The 18,424-nt window shown below is 38.1% G+C and carries 18 protein-coding genes; 9 read left to right on the top strand and 9 right to left on the bottom strand.

Annotated elements, in window-relative coordinates; translation table 11 throughout:
- Nucleotides 1–127 precede the first annotated feature (127 nt).
- The gene (locus tag I6F65_RS07620; protein ID WP_166113942.1) at nt 128–1,237 is read right to left on the bottom strand and encodes an arginase family protein; all 1,110 of its coding nucleotides are present in this window, start codon (nt 1,235–1,237) and stop codon (nt 128–130) included.
- A 454-nt stretch (nt 1,238–1,691) separates the two neighbouring features.
- Between I6F65_RS07620 and udp the strand changes: the two genes are divergently transcribed.
- The gene (gene udp / locus I6F65_RS07625) at nt 1,692–2,447 is read left to right on the top strand and encodes a uridine phosphorylase (RefSeq protein WP_007582384.1); all 756 of its coding nucleotides are present in this window, start codon (nt 1,692–1,694) and stop codon (nt 2,445–2,447) included.
- A gap of 185 nt (nt 2,448–2,632) precedes the next feature.
- Here udp and cdd read toward each other — a convergent pair whose 3' ends face one another.
- A complete protein-coding gene (gene cdd, locus I6F65_RS07630) occupies nt 2,633–3,559 on the bottom strand; it encodes a cytidine deaminase (protein WP_197112272.1) in 927 nt (308 codons plus the stop codon).
- 135 nt (nt 3,560–3,694) lie between these two features.
- Entirely contained in the window at nt 3,695–6,340 is a 2,646-nt protein-coding gene (gene ppc, locus I6F65_RS07635; RefSeq protein ID WP_197112274.1) for a phosphoenolpyruvate carboxylase, read from the bottom strand.
- A 120-nt stretch (nt 6,341–6,460) separates the two neighbouring features.
- On the opposite strand from ppc, the gene I6F65_RS07640 reads away from it, so the two are divergent.
- The 8 genes from I6F65_RS07640 to I6F65_RS07675 all read left to right on the top strand — a co-directional run bounded on the left by I6F65_RS07640 (nt 6,461) and on the right by I6F65_RS07675 (nt 13,311).
- Nucleotides 6,461–6,859, top strand: a complete 399-nt coding sequence (locus I6F65_RS07640) for a thiol-disulfide oxidoreductase DCC family protein (protein WP_197112276.1) — start codon at nt 6,461–6,463, stop codon at nt 6,857–6,859.
- Nucleotides 6,856–7,590 (top strand): SDR family NAD(P)-dependent oxidoreductase, encoded by a 735-nt coding sequence (locus tag I6F65_RS07645; protein WP_197112278.1) that lies wholly within the window; start codon nt 6,856–6,858, stop codon nt 7,588–7,590. The genes I6F65_RS07640 and I6F65_RS07645 overlap by 4 nt, the downstream gene beginning before the upstream one ends.
- A 9-nt stretch (nt 7,591–7,599) precedes the next feature.
- The gene (locus I6F65_RS07650; protein ID WP_024611541.1) at nt 7,600–8,208 is read left to right on the top strand and encodes a flavin reductase family protein; all 609 of its coding nucleotides are present in this window, start codon (nt 7,600–7,602) and stop codon (nt 8,206–8,208) included.
- Between the two features lie 103 nt (nt 8,209–8,311).
- Nucleotides 8,312–9,532 carry a Xaa-Pro peptidase family protein gene (locus I6F65_RS07655; protein ID WP_024611542.1) on the top strand — a complete coding sequence of 407 codons (1,221 nt, stop codon included), beginning with the start codon at nt 8,312–8,314 and terminating at the stop codon, nt 9,530–9,532.
- 115 nt (nt 9,533–9,647) lie between these two features.
- Entirely contained in the window at nt 9,648–10,307 is a 660-nt protein-coding gene (locus I6F65_RS07660; protein WP_197112279.1) for a DsbA family oxidoreductase, read from the top strand.
- Between the two features lie 686 nt (nt 10,308–10,993).
- Nucleotides 10,994–11,644, top strand: coding sequence for a hypothetical protein (locus I6F65_RS07665; protein WP_197112281.1), 651 nt, complete (start codon nt 10,994–10,996; stop codon nt 11,642–11,644).
- A 342-nt stretch (nt 11,645–11,986) separates the two neighbouring features.
- Entirely contained in the window at nt 11,987–12,631 is a 645-nt protein-coding gene (locus I6F65_RS07670) for a DUF1629 domain-containing protein (protein ID WP_197112283.1), read from the top strand.
- Nucleotides 12,632–12,666: 35 nt separating this feature from the next.
- Nucleotides 12,667–13,311: a DUF1629 domain-containing protein gene (locus tag I6F65_RS07675; protein ID WP_197112285.1), complete on the top strand. Its 645-nt coding sequence runs from the start codon at nt 12,667–12,669 to the stop codon at nt 13,309–13,311.
- Nucleotides 13,312–13,570: 259 nt separating this feature from the next.
- On the opposite strand, the gene I6F65_RS07680 is transcribed toward I6F65_RS07675, so the two are convergent.
- The 6 genes from I6F65_RS07680 to I6F65_RS07705 form a co-directional block, all read right to left on the bottom strand.
- Nucleotides 13,571–14,047: a hypothetical protein gene (locus tag I6F65_RS07680; protein WP_024610364.1), complete on the bottom strand. Its 477-nt coding sequence runs from the start codon at nt 14,045–14,047 to the stop codon at nt 13,571–13,573.
- Between the two features lie 540 nt (nt 14,048–14,587).
- The gene (locus I6F65_RS07685; protein ID WP_024610365.1) at nt 14,588–15,319 is read right to left on the bottom strand and encodes a hypothetical protein; all 732 of its coding nucleotides are present in this window, start codon (nt 15,317–15,319) and stop codon (nt 14,588–14,590) included.
- 175 nt (nt 15,320–15,494) lie between these two features.
- Nucleotides 15,495–15,773, bottom strand: a complete 279-nt coding sequence (locus I6F65_RS07690; RefSeq protein ID WP_008171402.1) for a peptidylprolyl isomerase — start codon at nt 15,771–15,773, stop codon at nt 15,495–15,497.
- A gap of 102 nt (nt 15,774–15,875) precedes the next feature.
- A complete protein-coding gene (locus I6F65_RS07695; protein ID WP_197112287.1) occupies nt 15,876–16,298 on the bottom strand; it encodes a thiol-disulfide oxidoreductase DCC family protein in 423 nt (140 codons plus the stop codon).
- Nucleotides 16,299–16,325: 27 nt separating this feature from the next.
- Complete coding sequence (locus I6F65_RS07700; RefSeq protein WP_024610367.1) at nt 16,326–16,853, bottom strand: response regulator transcription factor; 528 nt, start codon at nt 16,851–16,853, stop codon at nt 16,326–16,328.
- Nucleotides 16,850–18,091: a HAMP domain-containing sensor histidine kinase gene (locus tag I6F65_RS07705; protein ID WP_197112291.1), complete on the bottom strand. Its 1,242-nt coding sequence runs from the start codon at nt 18,089–18,091 to the stop codon at nt 16,850–16,852. Before I6F65_RS07705 ends, I6F65_RS07700 begins: the two co-directional genes overlap by 4 nt.
- Between the last annotated feature and the right edge of the window lie 333 nt (nt 18,092–18,424).

Genomic DNA, 18,424 nt, shown 5'->3' on the forward strand with positions numbered 1-18,424 from the left:
CTTTAAATGCTTATACTAGGTATACGCTAAATATAGCTTAGAGCAGGTTAACTGCCAGTTCTTGCAATATAAATCTAGCCATATACGTAGATAGGACTAGATTACTTAATTAGCTAAATTAAGATTATTACTTGTTCATTGCATTAATCAAAAAGGCTGAAATTTTTGCCCCTTCTCTAAGTGTTGTTTCAGAGCTTGACTGACCAACTAAAGAGCTGTCGGTAAATGGCGCTATTTCCATCATATCCGCACCCGTAATCGGGAACTCATCTGCAATGGCTGATAAAATATCAAGCGCATGCTGTGGTGTTAAACCGTTATGCTCTGGCGTACCGGTGGCAGATGCAAACTCTGCATCAAGCGCATCAATATCAAAGCTTACGTATACTTCATCTACGTTATCAGCCTTTAATTGCGCAATAGCATCGGCAGCAACCGCTGCTGCGCCACGCTCAATAATATCAGCAGCCCAATGTTGCTTAACGCCAAAGGTACTTTCCCAGTGCGCTTTAGGCTTACCACTTGAGCGTATACCAAATTGAATTAAATGATGTGGTGCCGGTAAAAATTCTAAAATATGTGTACACCAAGAGCCAAAACATAAATCAATGCCCAAGCGCTCAACAAGTAAATCGGTATGGGCATCAAAGTGAATAATAGCGGTGCGTTTGCCCTGCTCACGTTTTGCTTTTAAGTACGCTTTAGTAAGTGGGTAACTTATTGAGTGATCGCCACCAATGCCAAATATCCCTTTATCTTTAAATGTTGCGTAAAAACTGTCGCATACATCCTCAGTGATTGATAACGGACTTACGTAATAGTCGTTATCTTCGCTCCCGTATAGGGCTTTTTGGCAATTAGAAATGGTTGCATCATTTAGGTATTTATCATGAAGTAAATGCGGAATTACACGTACATCACCTAAATCAAACGAATGGCACTGCGGTTGCTGATCAATTAATGCTGAGCGCACAAACAATGGCCCCCAATTTGCGCCGCGTAAAATACCACCGCCACAATCAGAGCTAATACCTAGCATTACCGCTTTATGTGGCGAATTTGGTAATTCATTTAATGATTCACGCCATAAGTTATCAACGTTTTCAGTTTGCCCATAAAGTTTATTACGCAGTGCGGCTTTGCGCTCTTTTGCAGTGTTTACTGTGTATACGCCATCACCTGGTGCGCACAAACAGTGCTCAACTTTGTTTTTAAATGCTTCAAATTGTGTGCTCATAATAAACCCTTTCGTTTTTTATTCTGTACGTAGCTAATTAATTTTGATTAGTTATGCAAAATTACTAAAAATGCCTAAACTTCAAATAAAATTTACTTTGCTAAATAAATCAGTGCCTAAAGTAAATAAACACTTTAGCTCTGAAGCAACCAAGTTCGATGTAAGTGGTTGAATTTAATTGAAATTAATAGCATTAGGCAATCAACTATTTAATTGTAGTTACGCGCTTGAGTGATACTTATTATGTCTACTTGAACAAGTCAACAGTGCGTTTGTGCTGGGTATATAAGTACTTGGTTGAATATTCATAGTTGATGAATAAATCAAATTGGCACATAACATTATTAAGTCTTAATTGGAGGAGTTAAGGTAAAACGGACAATCGTCCTGTACTTAGTAAACGTTTCTAGCAATGATGCTAGATTGACACAATTTATTATAATAAGGCTTAGCTATGGAAAAGGTATTTCACTTAGGACTATGTATTGACGATCTTAAAGGTGCAAAACTTGCGATTGTACCAGGTGACCCAGATCGTGCTGCACGCATTTCACAATTCCTAGACAATCCAACCTGCCTTGCTCAAACTCGTGAGTTTCATGTTTATTTAGGTCAATTAAATGGCCATTCTGTGGTTGTTTGTTCTACGGGTATTGGTGGTCCATCTACGTCTATTGCAGTAGAAGAATTAGCACAACTTGGCGTGCGTAAATTTTTACGCATTGGTACAACAGGTGCAATTCAGCCACATATTAACGAAGGCGAAATTTTAATTAGCCAAGCGTCTGTACGTTTAGACGGTGCTAGCCAACATTTTGCACCGCTTAGCTACCCTGCTGTGTCTGACTTTTATGCAACACAAGCTATGGTACAAGCATGTAAAAACTTAAATATCGACTTCCATATTGGTATTACTGCATCAAGCGACACATTCTACCCAGGGCAAGAGCGTTACGATACGCATTCTGGTTACGTTCCTAAATCACTACAAGGTAGCTGCGAAGAGTGGCAAAAACTGGGCGTGATGAACTACGAAATGGAATCAGCAACATTATTTACTATGTGTGCAGCCCTTGGTTTACAAGCTGCATGTGTAGCAGGCGTACTTGTTAACCGTACTCGCCAAGAAATACCAAATGTTGACCACGGTGAAATTGAACGTAAATCTGTAGCAGTCGTATTAGAAGCAGCTAAAGTATTACTTGATTAATATAGGTTATATTAATTAGTGGGCTATTATAACGATAAGAAAATGGCTCAGTAACAAGCAAAAATTATGAAGTATAGTTGTTTTATATGAATAATTTTTAACGCTGTTAGTGAGTTATTTAATGCGATAAAATGGCACGTTTTAATAAAGCACAGCTCTGGCTGTGCTTTATTGTATGCGAGCCACTATTTAAGTGGTGCGCTAATTACTTTAAGTGTTGGTAAATGCGTAAAACTGGCAAGCACAGCTTTTGCTACTTGCGACTGATTTTCTCGGCCTGCAGTTTCTAACAATGTTATTCCCTTCACCGTGCTTTCGTTAAAGCTAAGCCCAGCTAAAAAGAACTGACTTAGCGCACTTTGTAGTGGCGATAAACTTGGGCTGTAAGCTGCATTTTCGGCGTAACTTCCGTAAAAATCACCATCACCAAATGTACTTATTTTTACGGCGCTAAAGTTTTGGCTGTAAGGTGCATAAGCATTAAGAGCAAAACGAGCAAGTGTTTCATAAACATCATCAACGCTAAACTTGGCTTGCTGTGGTTTTGGGTTAAATAAGCTAAATTCGTTACCTAAATCGGTAGGACCAAATGAATGCGGCAGTAGCTCAGCGAGTTTAAATTGCTGACCAGGAAGTAAAATATCAAACTCTTTTGCATCGGCTAGTTCATTCATAAACTGGCGGCAATACCCACACGGTGCATCGCTAATCGCTATTTTAACTATTTTTTTAGCGCCGTTTAACCATGCGTTATTTATTGCCGATTGCTCTGCATGAACGACTAAACTCAACGCTTGCTGGTTAAATTCTACATTTGCACCAAAGTAAAAGTTTACCTCGCCTTTTTCATCAAGCGCTTTAACAATTGCACCCACATGAAAATGCGATACCGGTGCAACAGCAAACTCAGAAGCTAAAGGCACTAAACCTTGTAATAATGCATCATCAGATACATTAAGCTGCGTGCATAACTGTTTAATATTATTAGAATTTAATATGCCACATTGTGATTTTAATTGACTACGTAATGACGCTGTTTGCGCTACGTTTAATGTGATGTGCGAATTTGTAAGTGCTGTATCTTGCTGTACAGTAAAAGTTGCTGAAGCCATAACATTTTTTCATTATTCAATGGCTAAGTAGTTTAAAAGGTTAAGCCGCTAATTGCTAGGTTATTAAACGCAAAAAAAGGGAGCACATCGCGTGCTCCCTTTAATTTTAACTGGTATACCTAATAAAATAACATGTTAGCCGGTATTACGCATGCCTGCTGCAATACCTGTCATTGTGATCATTAATGCATTATCAATGTCACCTTCGTTGCGTTTTTCCTCTGAGCGAGCACGGCGTAAAAGCTCAACTTGTAATAAATTAAGTGGATCGGTGTACGGGTTACGTAAACTAATCGACTCTTTAATCCAAGGCTGTTCGGCTAAGAGGCTTTTTTGCGGGCTAAGTGATTGCACTAAGCTAATGGCTTCTTGAAGCTCTTTACGAAGTGTTACACCCAGTGGTTTGTACATATCTTCCACTAGCGCATTGTCGTAATGCTCACTCAACCAGCAATCGGCTTTACTAAATACCATTTCTAGCATTTCTAAGCGCGATCTAAAGAACGGCCATTGTAAGCTCATTTCGTTTAGGGTTTCTGCACCGTACTTATTAAGCGCAGCTTTTAAGCCTGTTAACGCACCTAACCATGCTGGAAGCATTAAACGGTTTTGGCTCCAAGCAAAAATCCATGGAATAGCACGTAAACTTTCAACGCCACCATTAGGATTACGTTTTGCAGGGCGAGAACCAAGTGGTAACTTAGACAGTTCAAGCTCAGGTGTTGCCATTCTAAAGTAAGGTACAAAGTTTTCATCATGGCGAACTACATTACGGTAATGTTCACACGACTCCTCACTTATTAGCTTCATTACTTCGCGCCATTCTGGTTTTGGCTCCGGCGGCGGTAATAAGTTACTTTGCAGTACTGCACCGGCATAAATATTTAAGCTTTGCAGTGCTACATCGGGTAAACCAAATTTAAAGCGAATCATCTCGCCTTGCTCGGTTACACGCAAACCACCTTTTAATGAGCCAGGTGGTTGTGAATGCAGCGCTTGTGCAGCGGGTGCACCACCACGCCCTACTGTACCACCACGTCCGTGGAATAAAACAAGCTCAATACCGCGTGCATCAGCAAGCTGTACTAGTTTATCCATTGCTTCGTACTGCGCCCACCCTGCTGCCATCATGCCGGCATCTTTAGCTGAATCAGAATAACCAATCATTACGTTTTGGGTGTTTTTAATGTGTCCGCGATACCAAACATTATCAAGCAATGTGGTAATTACATCACTGCCTGCGTTTAAATCGTCGAGTGTTTCAAACAACGGTGCTACTGGTAAATCAAAGCTACAGCCACTTTCTTTTAGCAATAGTTGTACTGCTAAGATGTCTGACGCTGTTCGCGCCATCGAAATAATATACAAACCAAATGTTGCTTCGTCTTGCTTGGCAATTACATCAAAGGTATCAAGTACTTCTTGTACATCTGGGCTTGGTTGCCAATGTTTTGGAATAAGCGGTCTGCGCGAGTTAAGCTCTGCAAGTAAAAAGGCTTGTTTGTCTTGCTCTTGCCATTGGTTGTAGTCGCCTAAACCTAAGTAACGAGTCAGTTCTGAAAACACATCGCCGTGGCGAGATGAATCTTGGCGCACATCAAGTTTAGCTAAACGCAAACCAAAGCTATTAATACGGTGCAGTAAATCAAGTAATAAGCCATCAGCAACTACTTTCATATTACACTTTAATAACGAGCGGTAGCACACCTCAACCGGATGTTTAAGCTGATTAATATTAGTAATTAAGTCTTGTGAATCGCTGCGCTTATTTTTAATTTTAGCGCCAAGATGAGCCACTGTTTCAGCAACCTGATTTTTAAGCTTTTTGATCACCGCTCTGTATGGTTCAAACTCTTGCCCTGCAAGCTCAATAAGCTCATCACTGGCATCTGACATAGATAATTCAGCGCACAACGTTTTTAAGTCTTGAATGTATAAATTAAGTGCCATCCAACGACCATGATCAAGCACCTCTGTTGTAACCTGCGATGTTACAAACGGATTACCATCACGATCCCCACCCATCCAAGATGTAAACTCAATCGGGCTGTAATCTATTGGTAACTCTAAGCTTAACTGGTCTTTAACATTGGCTGAAAATTCACGTAAAAAACGCGGTACCGCATGCCACAGGCTGTTTTCAATTACTGCGTAACCCCATTTAGCTTCATCAACTGGCGTTGGGCGAGAGCGACGAATATCATCGGTATGCCAAGCCTGACTAATAAGCTGTTCAATACGATTTAAAATAGTATCCCGTTCTAACGGCAAGTTATCTTTTCGCTCTAATGAGGCTAAGCAATCACTTAGTTCAACATGTTTATTAATAATAGTACGGCGCGTCACCTCGGTTGGGTGAGCGGTTAATACTAAATTTATGTGGAGTTTTGAGAGTGTTTCGGCCAAATGATTACTGTCTAACTGGCCTTGTTCTGCTTTTGTAGCTAACGTTTTTAATGTTTGAGTGAGAGGATTTTGTTGACCAAGGCCAACGTCATTAAAACGCGAAACGGTATGAAATTGCTCTGCTACATTAGCAAGGTTTAAAAAATGATTAAATGAACGGGCAACCGGTAAAAGCTCTTCATCACTAAGCGCATGTAATACTTCTATTAGCGCTTGTCTGTCGTCTTCGTTTCCACTGCGAGATGATTTTGATAAAGCGCGAATTTCTTCTACTTTATCTAAAATAGCTTGGCCTTGGGCATCTTTAATTGTCTGTCCTAGAAGTTGCCCTAGTAAATTTACATTACCTCGCAAGGCGGCGTATTGTTCACTCATTTATTAGTCTCCATTTTTTCGTAGGACACTATTAATATCATTATGAGAACAAATTTAATAGATCGATTTGCAAACCTTGTTCGTAAAAAAGCATATATAAAATAATCACAAAGCAATAACATGATCATTTTTTACGATGGTAATTGCCCATTATGCAGCACCGAAATGAACCAGCTAAAACAAGCTGATACCAAAAATTTGATTGTTCTTGAAGATCTCAATGCCACCGATTTTAATGAGCGTTATTCGCACATTGATAAAAATAAAGCAATGACTTACCTACAAGCACAAAAGCAATCGGGCGAAATGATTTACGGGCTTGATGTTACTTATGAGGCATGGAAAATAGTAGGAAAACATGGCTGGTTGAAAATTTTTCGCTTGCCAATTATTCGCTTTTTAGCTGACTGCGGATATTTGCTGTTCGCCAAGTACAGGCACCCAATTAGTCGATTTTTAATGCCGAACACAACGTGTTCTAATGGGCAATGCAATTTAAAAAACAAAGGTGGCAAATGAAAACTATTATTTTATTTGGTGCAAGCAGTGCTATTGCAAAAGCTTACGTTAAACATTTGAATAATCATGCAGCCAATTTTAAAATTATCTGTGTTAGCTCAAAAACAGATGAACCTGCAATAAATAACACACCCAACACTGAGCACTTTAACACCGACTACTCAGCAAATAGCTTGGCTCAGCTCACATCTAGTCTTAAGCAACAGCAAGCTGATTTACATCAAGTTATTATGTTTAACGGTAAATTGCATAATACTCAGAACATGCCCGAAAAAAAGTTAGAAGATTTAAACGCTGATTATTTTAACGAGTTACTAAATGCTAATACACTCACGCCATTATTGTGTTTGCAGAGCGTATTGCCGCTATTAACCCACAAAACGCAGTGTACTATTACAGCATTAAGTGCGCGCGTAGGCAGCATAAACGACAACAAATTAGGTGGTTGGTATACTTACCGCGCATCTAAAGCGGCGCTTAACATGCTATTTAAAACGGCGGCTATAGAGCTTGCTCGTCGCGCTAAAAATACCAAACTCATTTTGTTTCATCCTGGCACTACCGATACAGCACTTTCAAAGCCCTTTCAAAAAAATGTACCTGAAGGTAAATTATTTACACCTGAATTTGTAGCTGGTCAACTTTTTGAATTAACAAACAATAACCCTGATTTAAAACTAAACGGTGAACCTGCTTACTTAGATTGGCAAGGCTCAACCATACCGTGGTAAGGATTTTTAATGCATTTTACTAAAGCGCGTATAGACGCACTTGAAAAACATACCCGTACACACTTAATCAACTCGCTTTCGGGTTTTAAAAGCGCTAATTTAATTGGCACGCAAGATTTACTCGGCAATACCAACTTATCGATTGTAAGCTCTGTTATTCATCTTGGGGCTAACCCACCGTTAGTCGCAATGATAATACGCCCTCATAGTGTGCCGCGTCATACGTTTGAAAATATTTTACAAACGGGCACCTACACAATTAACCAAGTTAATAAGTCAATTTACAAGCAAGCTCATCAAACCTCAGCTCGTTACGATAAAGAAGAGTCTGAGTTTGATGCTACAGGCTTAACACCTGAATACTTAAACGACTTTGCAGCGCCTTTTGTAAAAGAAAGCCGCTTAAAGTACTCGGTTAAATTTGTAGAAAACCAGCATTTAGCCATCAATGGTACTGAGCTCGTTATTGGCGAAATTATGGATGTTTTTGTTGATAAAGAAGCACTGCAAAGCGATGGTTTCCTAGATTTACAAGCAATAGAAACAGTTGCAGTAACCGGGCTTGATAGCTATCACACAAGTAACAAACTAACTCGCTTACCTTATGCTAAAAAGTGAATGTTATGTGTTTAAAGCTGCAAGTAATTGCATCCTTTTATCGCATAACATTGAATTTTACCTTGGTATTAATCACACTAGCTAAAAATCCAAGGAGAAAAACATGACCACTATAGGTATAGGTACACAATCAAGCGAGCAAGCGTTGGCAAGCTTAAGTAATATGACACTAACGCTGACCCCTATTGCTGCTGACGAACATTTAGAGCGCATAGCAAAGGCGCAAGCTTATATGTTAGCAAACAATATTGATGCAATTTATTTAAACGCTGGCACCAACCTAACCTACTTTACAGGTATGAAATGGTACGCGAGCGAGCGCATGGTTGGCGCAATATTACCCGCCCTTGGTGAAGTACAATACATTGCGCCTTATTTCGAAATTGGCTCTTTAAACGGGTTTAAAGTTATAGATGGTCCTATTCACGGGTGGCAAGAGCACGAAAACCCTTATGCACTTTTTGTTGAAGTACTAAAAAAACTAAACATTAATGAAAACGCAACCATTGGCATTGATGAAAGCGCGCAATTTTTTATATTCGACGGCATTAATAAAGCGCAAACGGGTTTAACACTCATCAATGCACAGCCTGTAACGGCGCATTGCCGCATGCATAAATCTGTTCACGAGCTTAGCTTAATGCAGCGCGCAATGGATATGACCTTAGCCGTACATCAAGCCACAGCAAGCATGCTTTACGAGGGAATAACTACCACCGAAGTAGAAGCCTTTATTAAACAAGCACACCAAAAGGTAGGCGCACCAGGTAACTATTTTTGTATTGTTTTGTTTGGTGTTGCAACGTCTTTTCCGCACGGTGTTAAAGACGCCCAAGTACTTAAAAAAGGCGATATGGTATTAATAGATACCGGCTGTAAAGTACACGATTACCTATCAGACATAACCCGTACCTATGTATTTGGCGAACCAACCATACGCCAACGAATGTTTTGGGATCATGAAAAAGCAGCGCAAATGGCGGCATTTAACGTAGCTAAAATCGGTGCCACCTGCGAAGACGTAGATGCTGGCGCACGTAACTATTTAGCGGCGCAAGGGCTAGGACCGCAGTACCAAACGCCAGGTTGCCCGCATCGAACTGGTCACGGCATTGGGCTAGACATTCATGAATGGCCATACCTAGTTGGCGGTGATAAAACCCCACTTGCCACAGGCATGTGCTTTAGTAACGAGCCAATGTTAGTTATACCCGATGAATTTGGCGTGCGCCTAGAGGATCATTTTTACATGACCGACACCGGCCCTCATTGGTTTACAGAGCCAAGTTACAGTATTGACGACCCATTTGGGCTTAACGCTTAAACTGAATACCTTCAAAAGAGCAGCTGTATAGCTGCTCTTTTTAGTTTGGTATTGATAAAGTGCAGTTCATCCCAATATCGTTTGTTATACCAAAGCAATCCTCAAAAGGATAAATATGAAAAATTTTAAAATTGATATCGTTTCAGACGTAATGTGCCCTTGGTGTGTAGTGGGTTATAAAAACCTAGAAACTGCACTAGAGCAACTTAAAGACGAAATGAGCGCAGATATTACGTGGCATCCTTTTGAACTAAATCCAGATATGCCAATTGAAGGTCAAGATTTAAACGAACATTTAATGCAAAAGTACAACCTAAGTGAAGAGCAAGGCGACGAAAATCGTAAAAACATGTTCGAAGCAGGTCAACGTGCAGGGTTTACCTTTAATTTTGATGGCAAACGTATCATGATCAACAGCTTTGATTTGCATCGTTTATTAATGTGGGCACGTGAAGAAGGTAAGCAAACGCAGCTTAAACTTGCTTTTTTTGAAGCGCACTTCACTGATTTAAAATACTTAAATCAAGAAGAAGCACTACTCGACGTTGTTGAAAAAGTGGGTCTTGATAAAGAAACTGCGCGCGGTATCCTGCATTCAGACAAATACGTACAAGACGTACGCCAAGAGCAAGACAACTTTAAACAAATGGGTATTACGTCAGTACCTACGTTTATCATAAACGATAAATATGCGCTCACTGGCGGACAACCAAGCGACTCATTCATTCAAGCACTTAAACAAATTAGTGAAGAAGAAGCCAAGCAAGAGGCTTAACGAGTAAAATTGTTATTCAACACTTAAAAAAGGCTGCAATGTGCAGCCTTTTTTACTACGTATAAGTAAGCGAACAAGAATTATCTTACTATAAACTTATTAGATATTTTATCGTCAACATACAGCACTAAATGCGTGTGGTTATTCGTAACATCACAAGCGATTTATCTCTAACACAGCCTCTAGAATTCTCGTAAGATGCGCTTAACCGTATAAAATTAGGATAGATATCGGCGTTATTTCGGCTAATAGGCAGAACGCTCAGGCAACGCTATTCTCGCCTACGTAATATTTAAGTTAAACACGTAGGTTGGGTAGAGCGTAGCGAAACCCAACGAATATTCAATATTAGACAACTAGCTTAGCAGAGAAGGTAACCACCACCCTTCAAATATATTTGAAAACATAGGTCGGATAAGCAGAACCCCATCCGACACAGTAACTTATTTGAGTTTCGACGAACATAAACAAGTAATTTATATAGTAAAATAAAGCAAGACAGATACCTTAATTGAACAAGCAAAGCTATCCCAATTAAGATGGGTGTCACGTTAATTTATCCCAATTAGATGGGTGTCACGTTAATTTGTTGAATGGAAAACTGCCCTGATGGTTTTGTCATACCAACATATTAAATCCATATTGCAATATTTTATCAATAACAACACACAAACCAAGGCAGCTAAATGAGTAAATACGATCAAGAATATTATCTTCCTTTTGCGGCAATGGATGATAGTAAATTATTTGTTGGCATGGATAAAAAAACGGTAATGCGACGTGGACATAGAAAGCTTAACCTTTCTGAAGGTCCTATGTTTTACATGAATTCTTACAAGGTAGAAGATAAAAAAGAAGGCGTTAAATTACCTATTCCAGACATTATGATAGTAGCGGGTCAAATGGTGATACCTAATGAAATGATGAAATTTCTACGTGTATTTGATCTTCCTGGTATCCAGGTTTTTCCTGCAGTCTATATTGATGACGATGACAACTGGCATGAAAGTTTATCGGTTATTCACTGTTATGAAAGAGTAGACTGTTTGGACTTTGAAAAAAGTCGAATAAAAAACAATCCTAAAACATGGGAAGAAGGCGATGATCATAAAGTTAAGCAGCCATCTCTTTGTGAAGCGGCTTTAAATGCAATACCAGAAGAAAATCGGTTAATACTAAAAATAAATAATGTAAGTCTACCTCATCTCTACTGTCATCAACGTGTTGTTGATTTCATCCGGAAAATGAAATACACAGGCGTTCAGTTTATTAAAGTCGCTGACTTTGAAGAAGGCATGCAGAACCATGAAGGCTTTGATGGCGTTACAACTTATTAAATTTAAAGTCGATATAAAATGGTGTGACTAGGGCGTGTTGACCTTTAGTGGTTGAATTTGCAGCAGTATGTTTGGTTTTTAGGCAAGGCAGAGCCTATGAAGTGTGGTTGTTCCCCATACATAGGCGATAACGCAGCATAAAGACCAAACATGCGCTGCCCTTTGGGTTCTTCCTAGGGACGATTGACTCTTTGTTGCTCGGTTTTTACTTAGCCCACTAGGTTACAAACCTCGCGCCGCGATTAAATCGTCCCTAGATTGAACAAATTTCAATCCACAAAGATCAACACGCCCTCGTTTTCCGTGATGTAAATAGTAATGATATAAATAGAAGGAAAAAGCATGAGTGAACTACAACAAGAATATTACATCCCTTTCAGGGCTAATACTAAAGATAAGTTATTTATTGGAAGGGATGAGAAATCAAAACGGCGCTATTATTTCCATACAAAGTTTAACCTTGCTGATGGGCCAATGGTTTATCTTAATAAATACAAAGAAGAAAACTTAAAACTAGGAAGTAAAACGCCGCTGCCTGATATCTTTCATGACTTTGGAGCAATGATCATACCTAAAGAGTTTATGGTATTTCTTCGAAACTTTGATATTTACGGACTACAACTTTTTCCGACTGTTTATATTGACGATGACGACCAATGGCATGAGAATTTATGGCTGGTTAATTTTTTTGAAGGTATAAATTGTATTGATAAAGAAAAAAGTAAAATTAACTATAACCCAAAACTGTGGGAGGAAGGTGATCCATTAGTTGTTAAAAAAACTGTTTTTGATGATTCGATTTTACGTGCTATCCATGAAGATCAACGACTCATTTTTACGATGGACAATGTTGATATGGTATATTTATATTGCCACCAGCGAGTGGTGGATTATATTCGTGAGCAGAACTATACCGGTATCATTTTTGTAAAAGCATCTGATTACAAAAGAGGAATGGAAAATCAGCCTGGTTGGACTGGCGAATAAAAATCAATACAAAATTATTTATTAAAGGCAAGTCTATGAGTCAACTTCAGCAAGAATATTACATCCCCTTCAGGGCTAATACTAAAGATAAGTTATTCATTAATACCGATGAAAAATCAAGCCGTCGTTATTATCATTACAGAAAATTTAATATTGCTGATGGCCCCATGGTTTATCTTAACAATTACAAAGAAGAAAACTTAAAACTAGGCATTAAAACAGTGCTGCCTGATATCTTTCTTGATTTTGGCGCTATGATCATCCCTAAGGCGTTTATGGTATTTCTTCGTCAATTTGATATTTACGGACTACAACTTTTTCCGACTATTTATATTGATGACGATGAAAAATGGCATGAAAATTTATGGCTGGTTAATTTTTTTGAAGGTATCGATTGTATCGATAAACAAAAAAGTGAAATAGATTATGATCCAGATCTGTGGGATGAAGGTGACCGATTAATTGTTGATAACACTATTTTTGATGATTCAGTTTTACGCGCTATCCCTGAAGAACAACGACTTATTTTTAAAATGGCCAATGTTAATATGCCACATTTATATTGCCATCAACGCGTGGTGGATTATATTCGTGAGCAGAACTATACCGGTATCATTTTTGTAAAAGCATCAGATTACTTCGAGGGGATGGAAAATCAGCCTGATTGGACTGGCGAATAATAAACGTCACAAATTTTTATTAATTAGAAGCAGCGTTGTGCATCGAATTTTAAATAAGAGAAAATAATAGATAAGCTATGCGACTAAATTTGCTTGTTTGGCTAAGCGTTCATCTCTTTTTATGTTGTTACTCGGGCATCACTCTTTAATTAAGCCTCTATCACTGTTAAGGTTTTAGTGCTTTATAAGACCCTAGTCTTTTATTTTCGCTTTACTAAACTAGGGATTTAATACTTATAAAGTGCTAATTAAAGTGAGATTATTTATTGTTCTCTTTAGTGAAAAAAATAATACTATTCTCAAATTCTGATTTTGTGTCTATATACTCACAGAAATCGTAAGGAATACTTTGAGATGATGAATTTAAATTGTGCTCTTTTGAAATCTCATCAGATGTGACTTTTAATGAAGTTATTGATTTAATTGGTAGGTATTGGTTATTGATAAACTCATAAATAAAAAACTCTAGGTATTCTGCACTACTTATTTTTGACTCAAAAAAACCTCGTAGAACAGGTACTCTGTAGTTGCTGTCAAGGCATTTTACATGCAAAACAGCAAGAAGTTCTAAATCTCTGGATGCTTGGCGATCTGCAATCACTTTGGCAGAGTCATCATTCGGGGAAGATAAAACATACTCTTGTTCGTTAATCTCAGTGAGTGAGAATTCACTGGCAGGTGACAGCGTTGGTAATACAATAAAAAAAAATGATATTATTATTTTAATAAAAGACATCTTTGAATACCTTTTTAGCTAGAAGCTCAGATAAGTTCTCATGGCGCTTGTTATAGCTTTTTATATTTTCATTTATAATGCTAGTCATGCTATCTGTAATATGTCTACCCTGACCTTTATCTGCTATTTTATAAAACTTATTATTCAATAAAAAATTAAAGTAGATCTGACAGCATATTTAGACCCTAAGAATTAAACTAAACGTCCATCATAATTGAACAAACAAAGCTGTGCTATTGAATTTATTTTTTTGGCTAAGCGTTCATCTTTTTTCATGTTGTTACTCAGGTATCACTCGTCAAATAAGCCGCTATTACTACTAAACCTAAATTACACGTATAGGAATGACTGTATGATGCAGTTTTAATTTTTTACTAATTAATTTAAACTTTATGCGAGCAGCTTTTTGCAGTTACTGATAATTGCTTCCCGTTCTCGGTCTGAATTTTCATAGTAACTTTTTTGATTTAGATTGGGTCTCTAGGTAATACACATTTTGCTAATAAAATTAGGACCGGGGTCAGTGTTACTTTTTTCATGTTAACGTTCTATTTGTTCTTTAAACGGTTTGAAAATTGTATTTTCCACCTTAGCCACATATTCCTTATATTCATGATTATTTTCTATGCCTTTAATACCAATAATACTCCTGTGTTTACTTAACGTATCTGTTACTTTCCGGAGTTCAGATGACCAATTATTGTTTTTTTTATGAAATAATTTTTCATCTACGTAATAACTCAATTCTGTAAGATCCCCTCTCAAATCGAAAATTTTATCTAAAAAAGGTTTTAAATCATCATATCGATTTCTAGAAGAAATTTTTATATTTTCTTCTAAAATTATGAGTTTATCTATCTCTATATCAAGATCTTCTAACGATTTTGTAGCCACTAAAAGATCATCTTTATATTTTTTTTCTAAATCTTCTGATTTATTAACTATGCTTTCATAGCTTCTTTTTGCTTGTATAAAGGCCAACTCTGAAAATCCTAATTTTGGAGCAAAGGAATCAGTAATTAGACGGTTTATTTTAATTCGCTCGTTGATGCCTTCTAATTTTTTATTTTTCCAATATTCAACTATCGCTATGTACACAGCATAGACCGTGGCGACTCCACCAACCCAACTACCTATCGCAGGGAAAAAATCAAAATGACTCTTAGAGTGAACAACAATTTCATAAACACCAATAAAGGCTACAACTAGTGCAACGAATGTGATTAATGCAAATTTTTTTCTATAGAAAAATTCTTTAACTTTTCCACTCAAAGTCCTTATTCCTTTATTAACTTTCCATAAGTATATTTACGGCATTGAATTTATTGAAAAATTAGGATGGCACCCACTCGAATTATTCTTAATTGCTCAAAGTATAAAATTTCGAATAGGTGATGTAATGGACGCTACCCAATATAGCGCCAATTCACCAAACTGCTCAAGTAAACTAAGTACGATAAAGTACTTTAATTACATGCCAGCCGAATTTTGTTTTAACTAGGTGTGGCTCTAAAATTGCCCCTTTAAATGCAATTTTGTCAAACTGTGGGACCATTTGCCCACGTCCAAATTCGCCTAAGTCGCCGCCTTTTTTGCCCGATGGGCATGACGAATACTTTTTAGCTAAGGTTTGAAACTTTGCACCTTTACCTAATTGCTTAATAATGTCTTCTGCAATTTCTTTGTGCTTAACCAAAATGTGAAGTGCATGTGCTGTGTTTGCCATGAAAAAAACCTTTTATACCGTTAGCTAAAATTAAACGCGGCGATTTTAACACAACCCCATAAACCTAGCATCTACTTATACTGCCGTGTATTAACCACTAATTTATAAATAATGTTTGGTATCATCTGGGTTGGGAATTCTACAATACTGATATTTACCAAATAACGAATACCTATTTAAAGCAACCCTATCGTATAACCAATTATTAAGCCTATTTGGAAAAATACTAAATACGTTTGCTAGTTTATATGGGTAACCTAGTTGCTTAACAACGTTAAAAAAAGCATGGCTTTGCGTATACGCTTTACCATTTTCCACAAACACCATTGAGGCATATTCAGTGGTTGAAAAACCAAAGTGTGTTAGCAACAGCTCCCCTTTTGGGGATTGCACACTGCATAATTTAAAAAGAGTATTAGTGTCGTGAGTAATAATAAAATTACACCACGCGCTGCAAAGCTTACATTGGGCGTCGAATAATATAACTTTTTGATTAAGCATTAATTTAGCTGCATCATCACTCATAACACCTTCCTTAAATTAAGTACTAAATTACTGCTGCACCGGCTTTTTTTGTAACTTGCGCTGCAAAGTACGTCTATGCATATTAAGTTGCCTTGCGGTAACCGACACATTACCATTATTACTGTGTAATACTTGTTGAATATGCTCCCACTCTAAGCGCTCTGGCGACATAACCGCATCATCAATGGCACTGGATGTAGGTGCCACAGGCTCGGTGTTAAGCGCTTTTAGTAATGTTGCCATATCAACTGGCTTGGTAAGGTAGTCGTTTGCGCCTAAACGCATTGCCTCTACTGCGGTTGCAATACTGGCAAACCCAGTTAGTAAAACAATATGTGCTTGTGCAAGTAAACTACGCAATGGGTTTATGAGTGCCAGCCCATTATCGTCACCGAGTTTCATGTCTAGTAATATAAAGTTAGGTAGCAGTTTACGTGCAGCAAGTAAGGCATCACTTTGGTTATGCGCCACTTCGCAAGTAAAGCCCTGCTTAGTTAAGCGCCTTGCAAGTGTATTAGCTAAATTAATGTCGTCTTCAATAATAAGTAACTTCATGAGGCGTTATTCTCAGTGTTTGCAATCGCGAGCTTAACTTTGGCGACAGCGCCGCCATCGGTATGGTTAAACAAGGTAAGTGAGCCATTTAAACGCTCAAAAGTAACGTTTGATAAAAGCACAGCAAGCCCCATTCCTTGATCGCTTGGCATAAGTTGCCCACCCAGCTCTGCTAATTGCGATGATGAAAAACCAGAGCCAAAATCACGAATCAATAAGTAAACGCATTCGCTATGTAAGTTGTCTTGTTGCCAACTCAGTTCTAACTGGGTTTGGCTTTGCTTTTGATTGGCGAGCGCTGCGTTTTGCAATAAATTTAAAATAGCGGGTAATAACATAGCATCGCTCATCAACGTTGCTGCAATAGGTGGCGTAATCCACTTAATGTGCTGATCAGGGTATTGCAGTAAAAGTGCGTCTGTAATTTGTGTTTGCAGTTGCTTTACCGTCACATGTTCTTGTGAATTTTTAAGGCGTAACTGCTCCGAGAGTTTTCTAAAGTCGTTAAGTTGTGTACTGCACTGAGTAAGCGGTGCTTGCATGTGTTTAACAATGGGATTATTTGGTTGATCTTCTAATAACTCTTCAAACAATAGCTGTAAATTTGCTATAGGGGTCGCTAATTGATGGGTTATTTGTGCAGCAGCGCCATCAAGAGTAACAAGCTGCTCATTACGTAATTGCTTTTCACGCACGTTTGCAATAATTCGCTCTCGCTCTTTAAGTGCCCTGCTCATAGCGCCAATAACAAGTGCAATTACACTAGCACTTAAAACAAAATTGACCCACATGCCAATAAAGTGACCACTCATATTCATTTGATACATACTGTGATCGGGCATCTTTATCAGTAAAAAGCTATATGCAGCAATGGCTAAAACCGCGATGTATGCCAATCCTTTTTCACGCAAAGTAACAGCGGCTATCATTATCGGGAGCAATAACAGTGATACAAATGCATTAGTTGCACCACCGCTTAGCGAGAGTAAAACCGTTAAAAATAATACATCAGCGGTTAATTGCATCAACATACCTAAAGGTTTAGCGCGGCTCACATTACGATAAGCAAATAGACTAATAAGCTGAAAAACAGCCTCTAACGCAATAACAATCAGTAAAGGCAGTAACGCAATTTGATATTCTAGTAAAAAATATACGCTAAGCACAGCGATTAATTGCACGGCAATTGCGCCACTTCGCAGCATTAATAGTCGACTAATAGTGGGGTCGGTTCGCATTAACAAGAGGTAATTGCCCAATAAAATGTTTAATAAGGTTATTTTAACGGTTATGTGATTTTTAATCATCATCCATCGAAATTGTAAACGGTGCACAAGGCGTTCCTTGATGAAACACCATTTGCCATTGCTCACCTTGCTTACGCCAAAGCGACATTCGCAATGAGTAATTAAACTCCGCCCGAGCAGAGCGCCTATAAGCAGCTCATAGGTTGGATCTTAAGGAATAAAACTTGAAAACATGCTCTGAATTTGATCTGATAGTAATCGCCAAACCACTATCTATCCCAAAAGCAGAGCATGAATAAATATAATACTGAGTTAAACAAAATA

The organism is Pseudoalteromonas sp. SWXJZ94C (assembly GCF_015864385.1).
GTDB lineage: Bacteria > Pseudomonadota > Gammaproteobacteria > Enterobacterales > Alteromonadaceae > Pseudoalteromonas.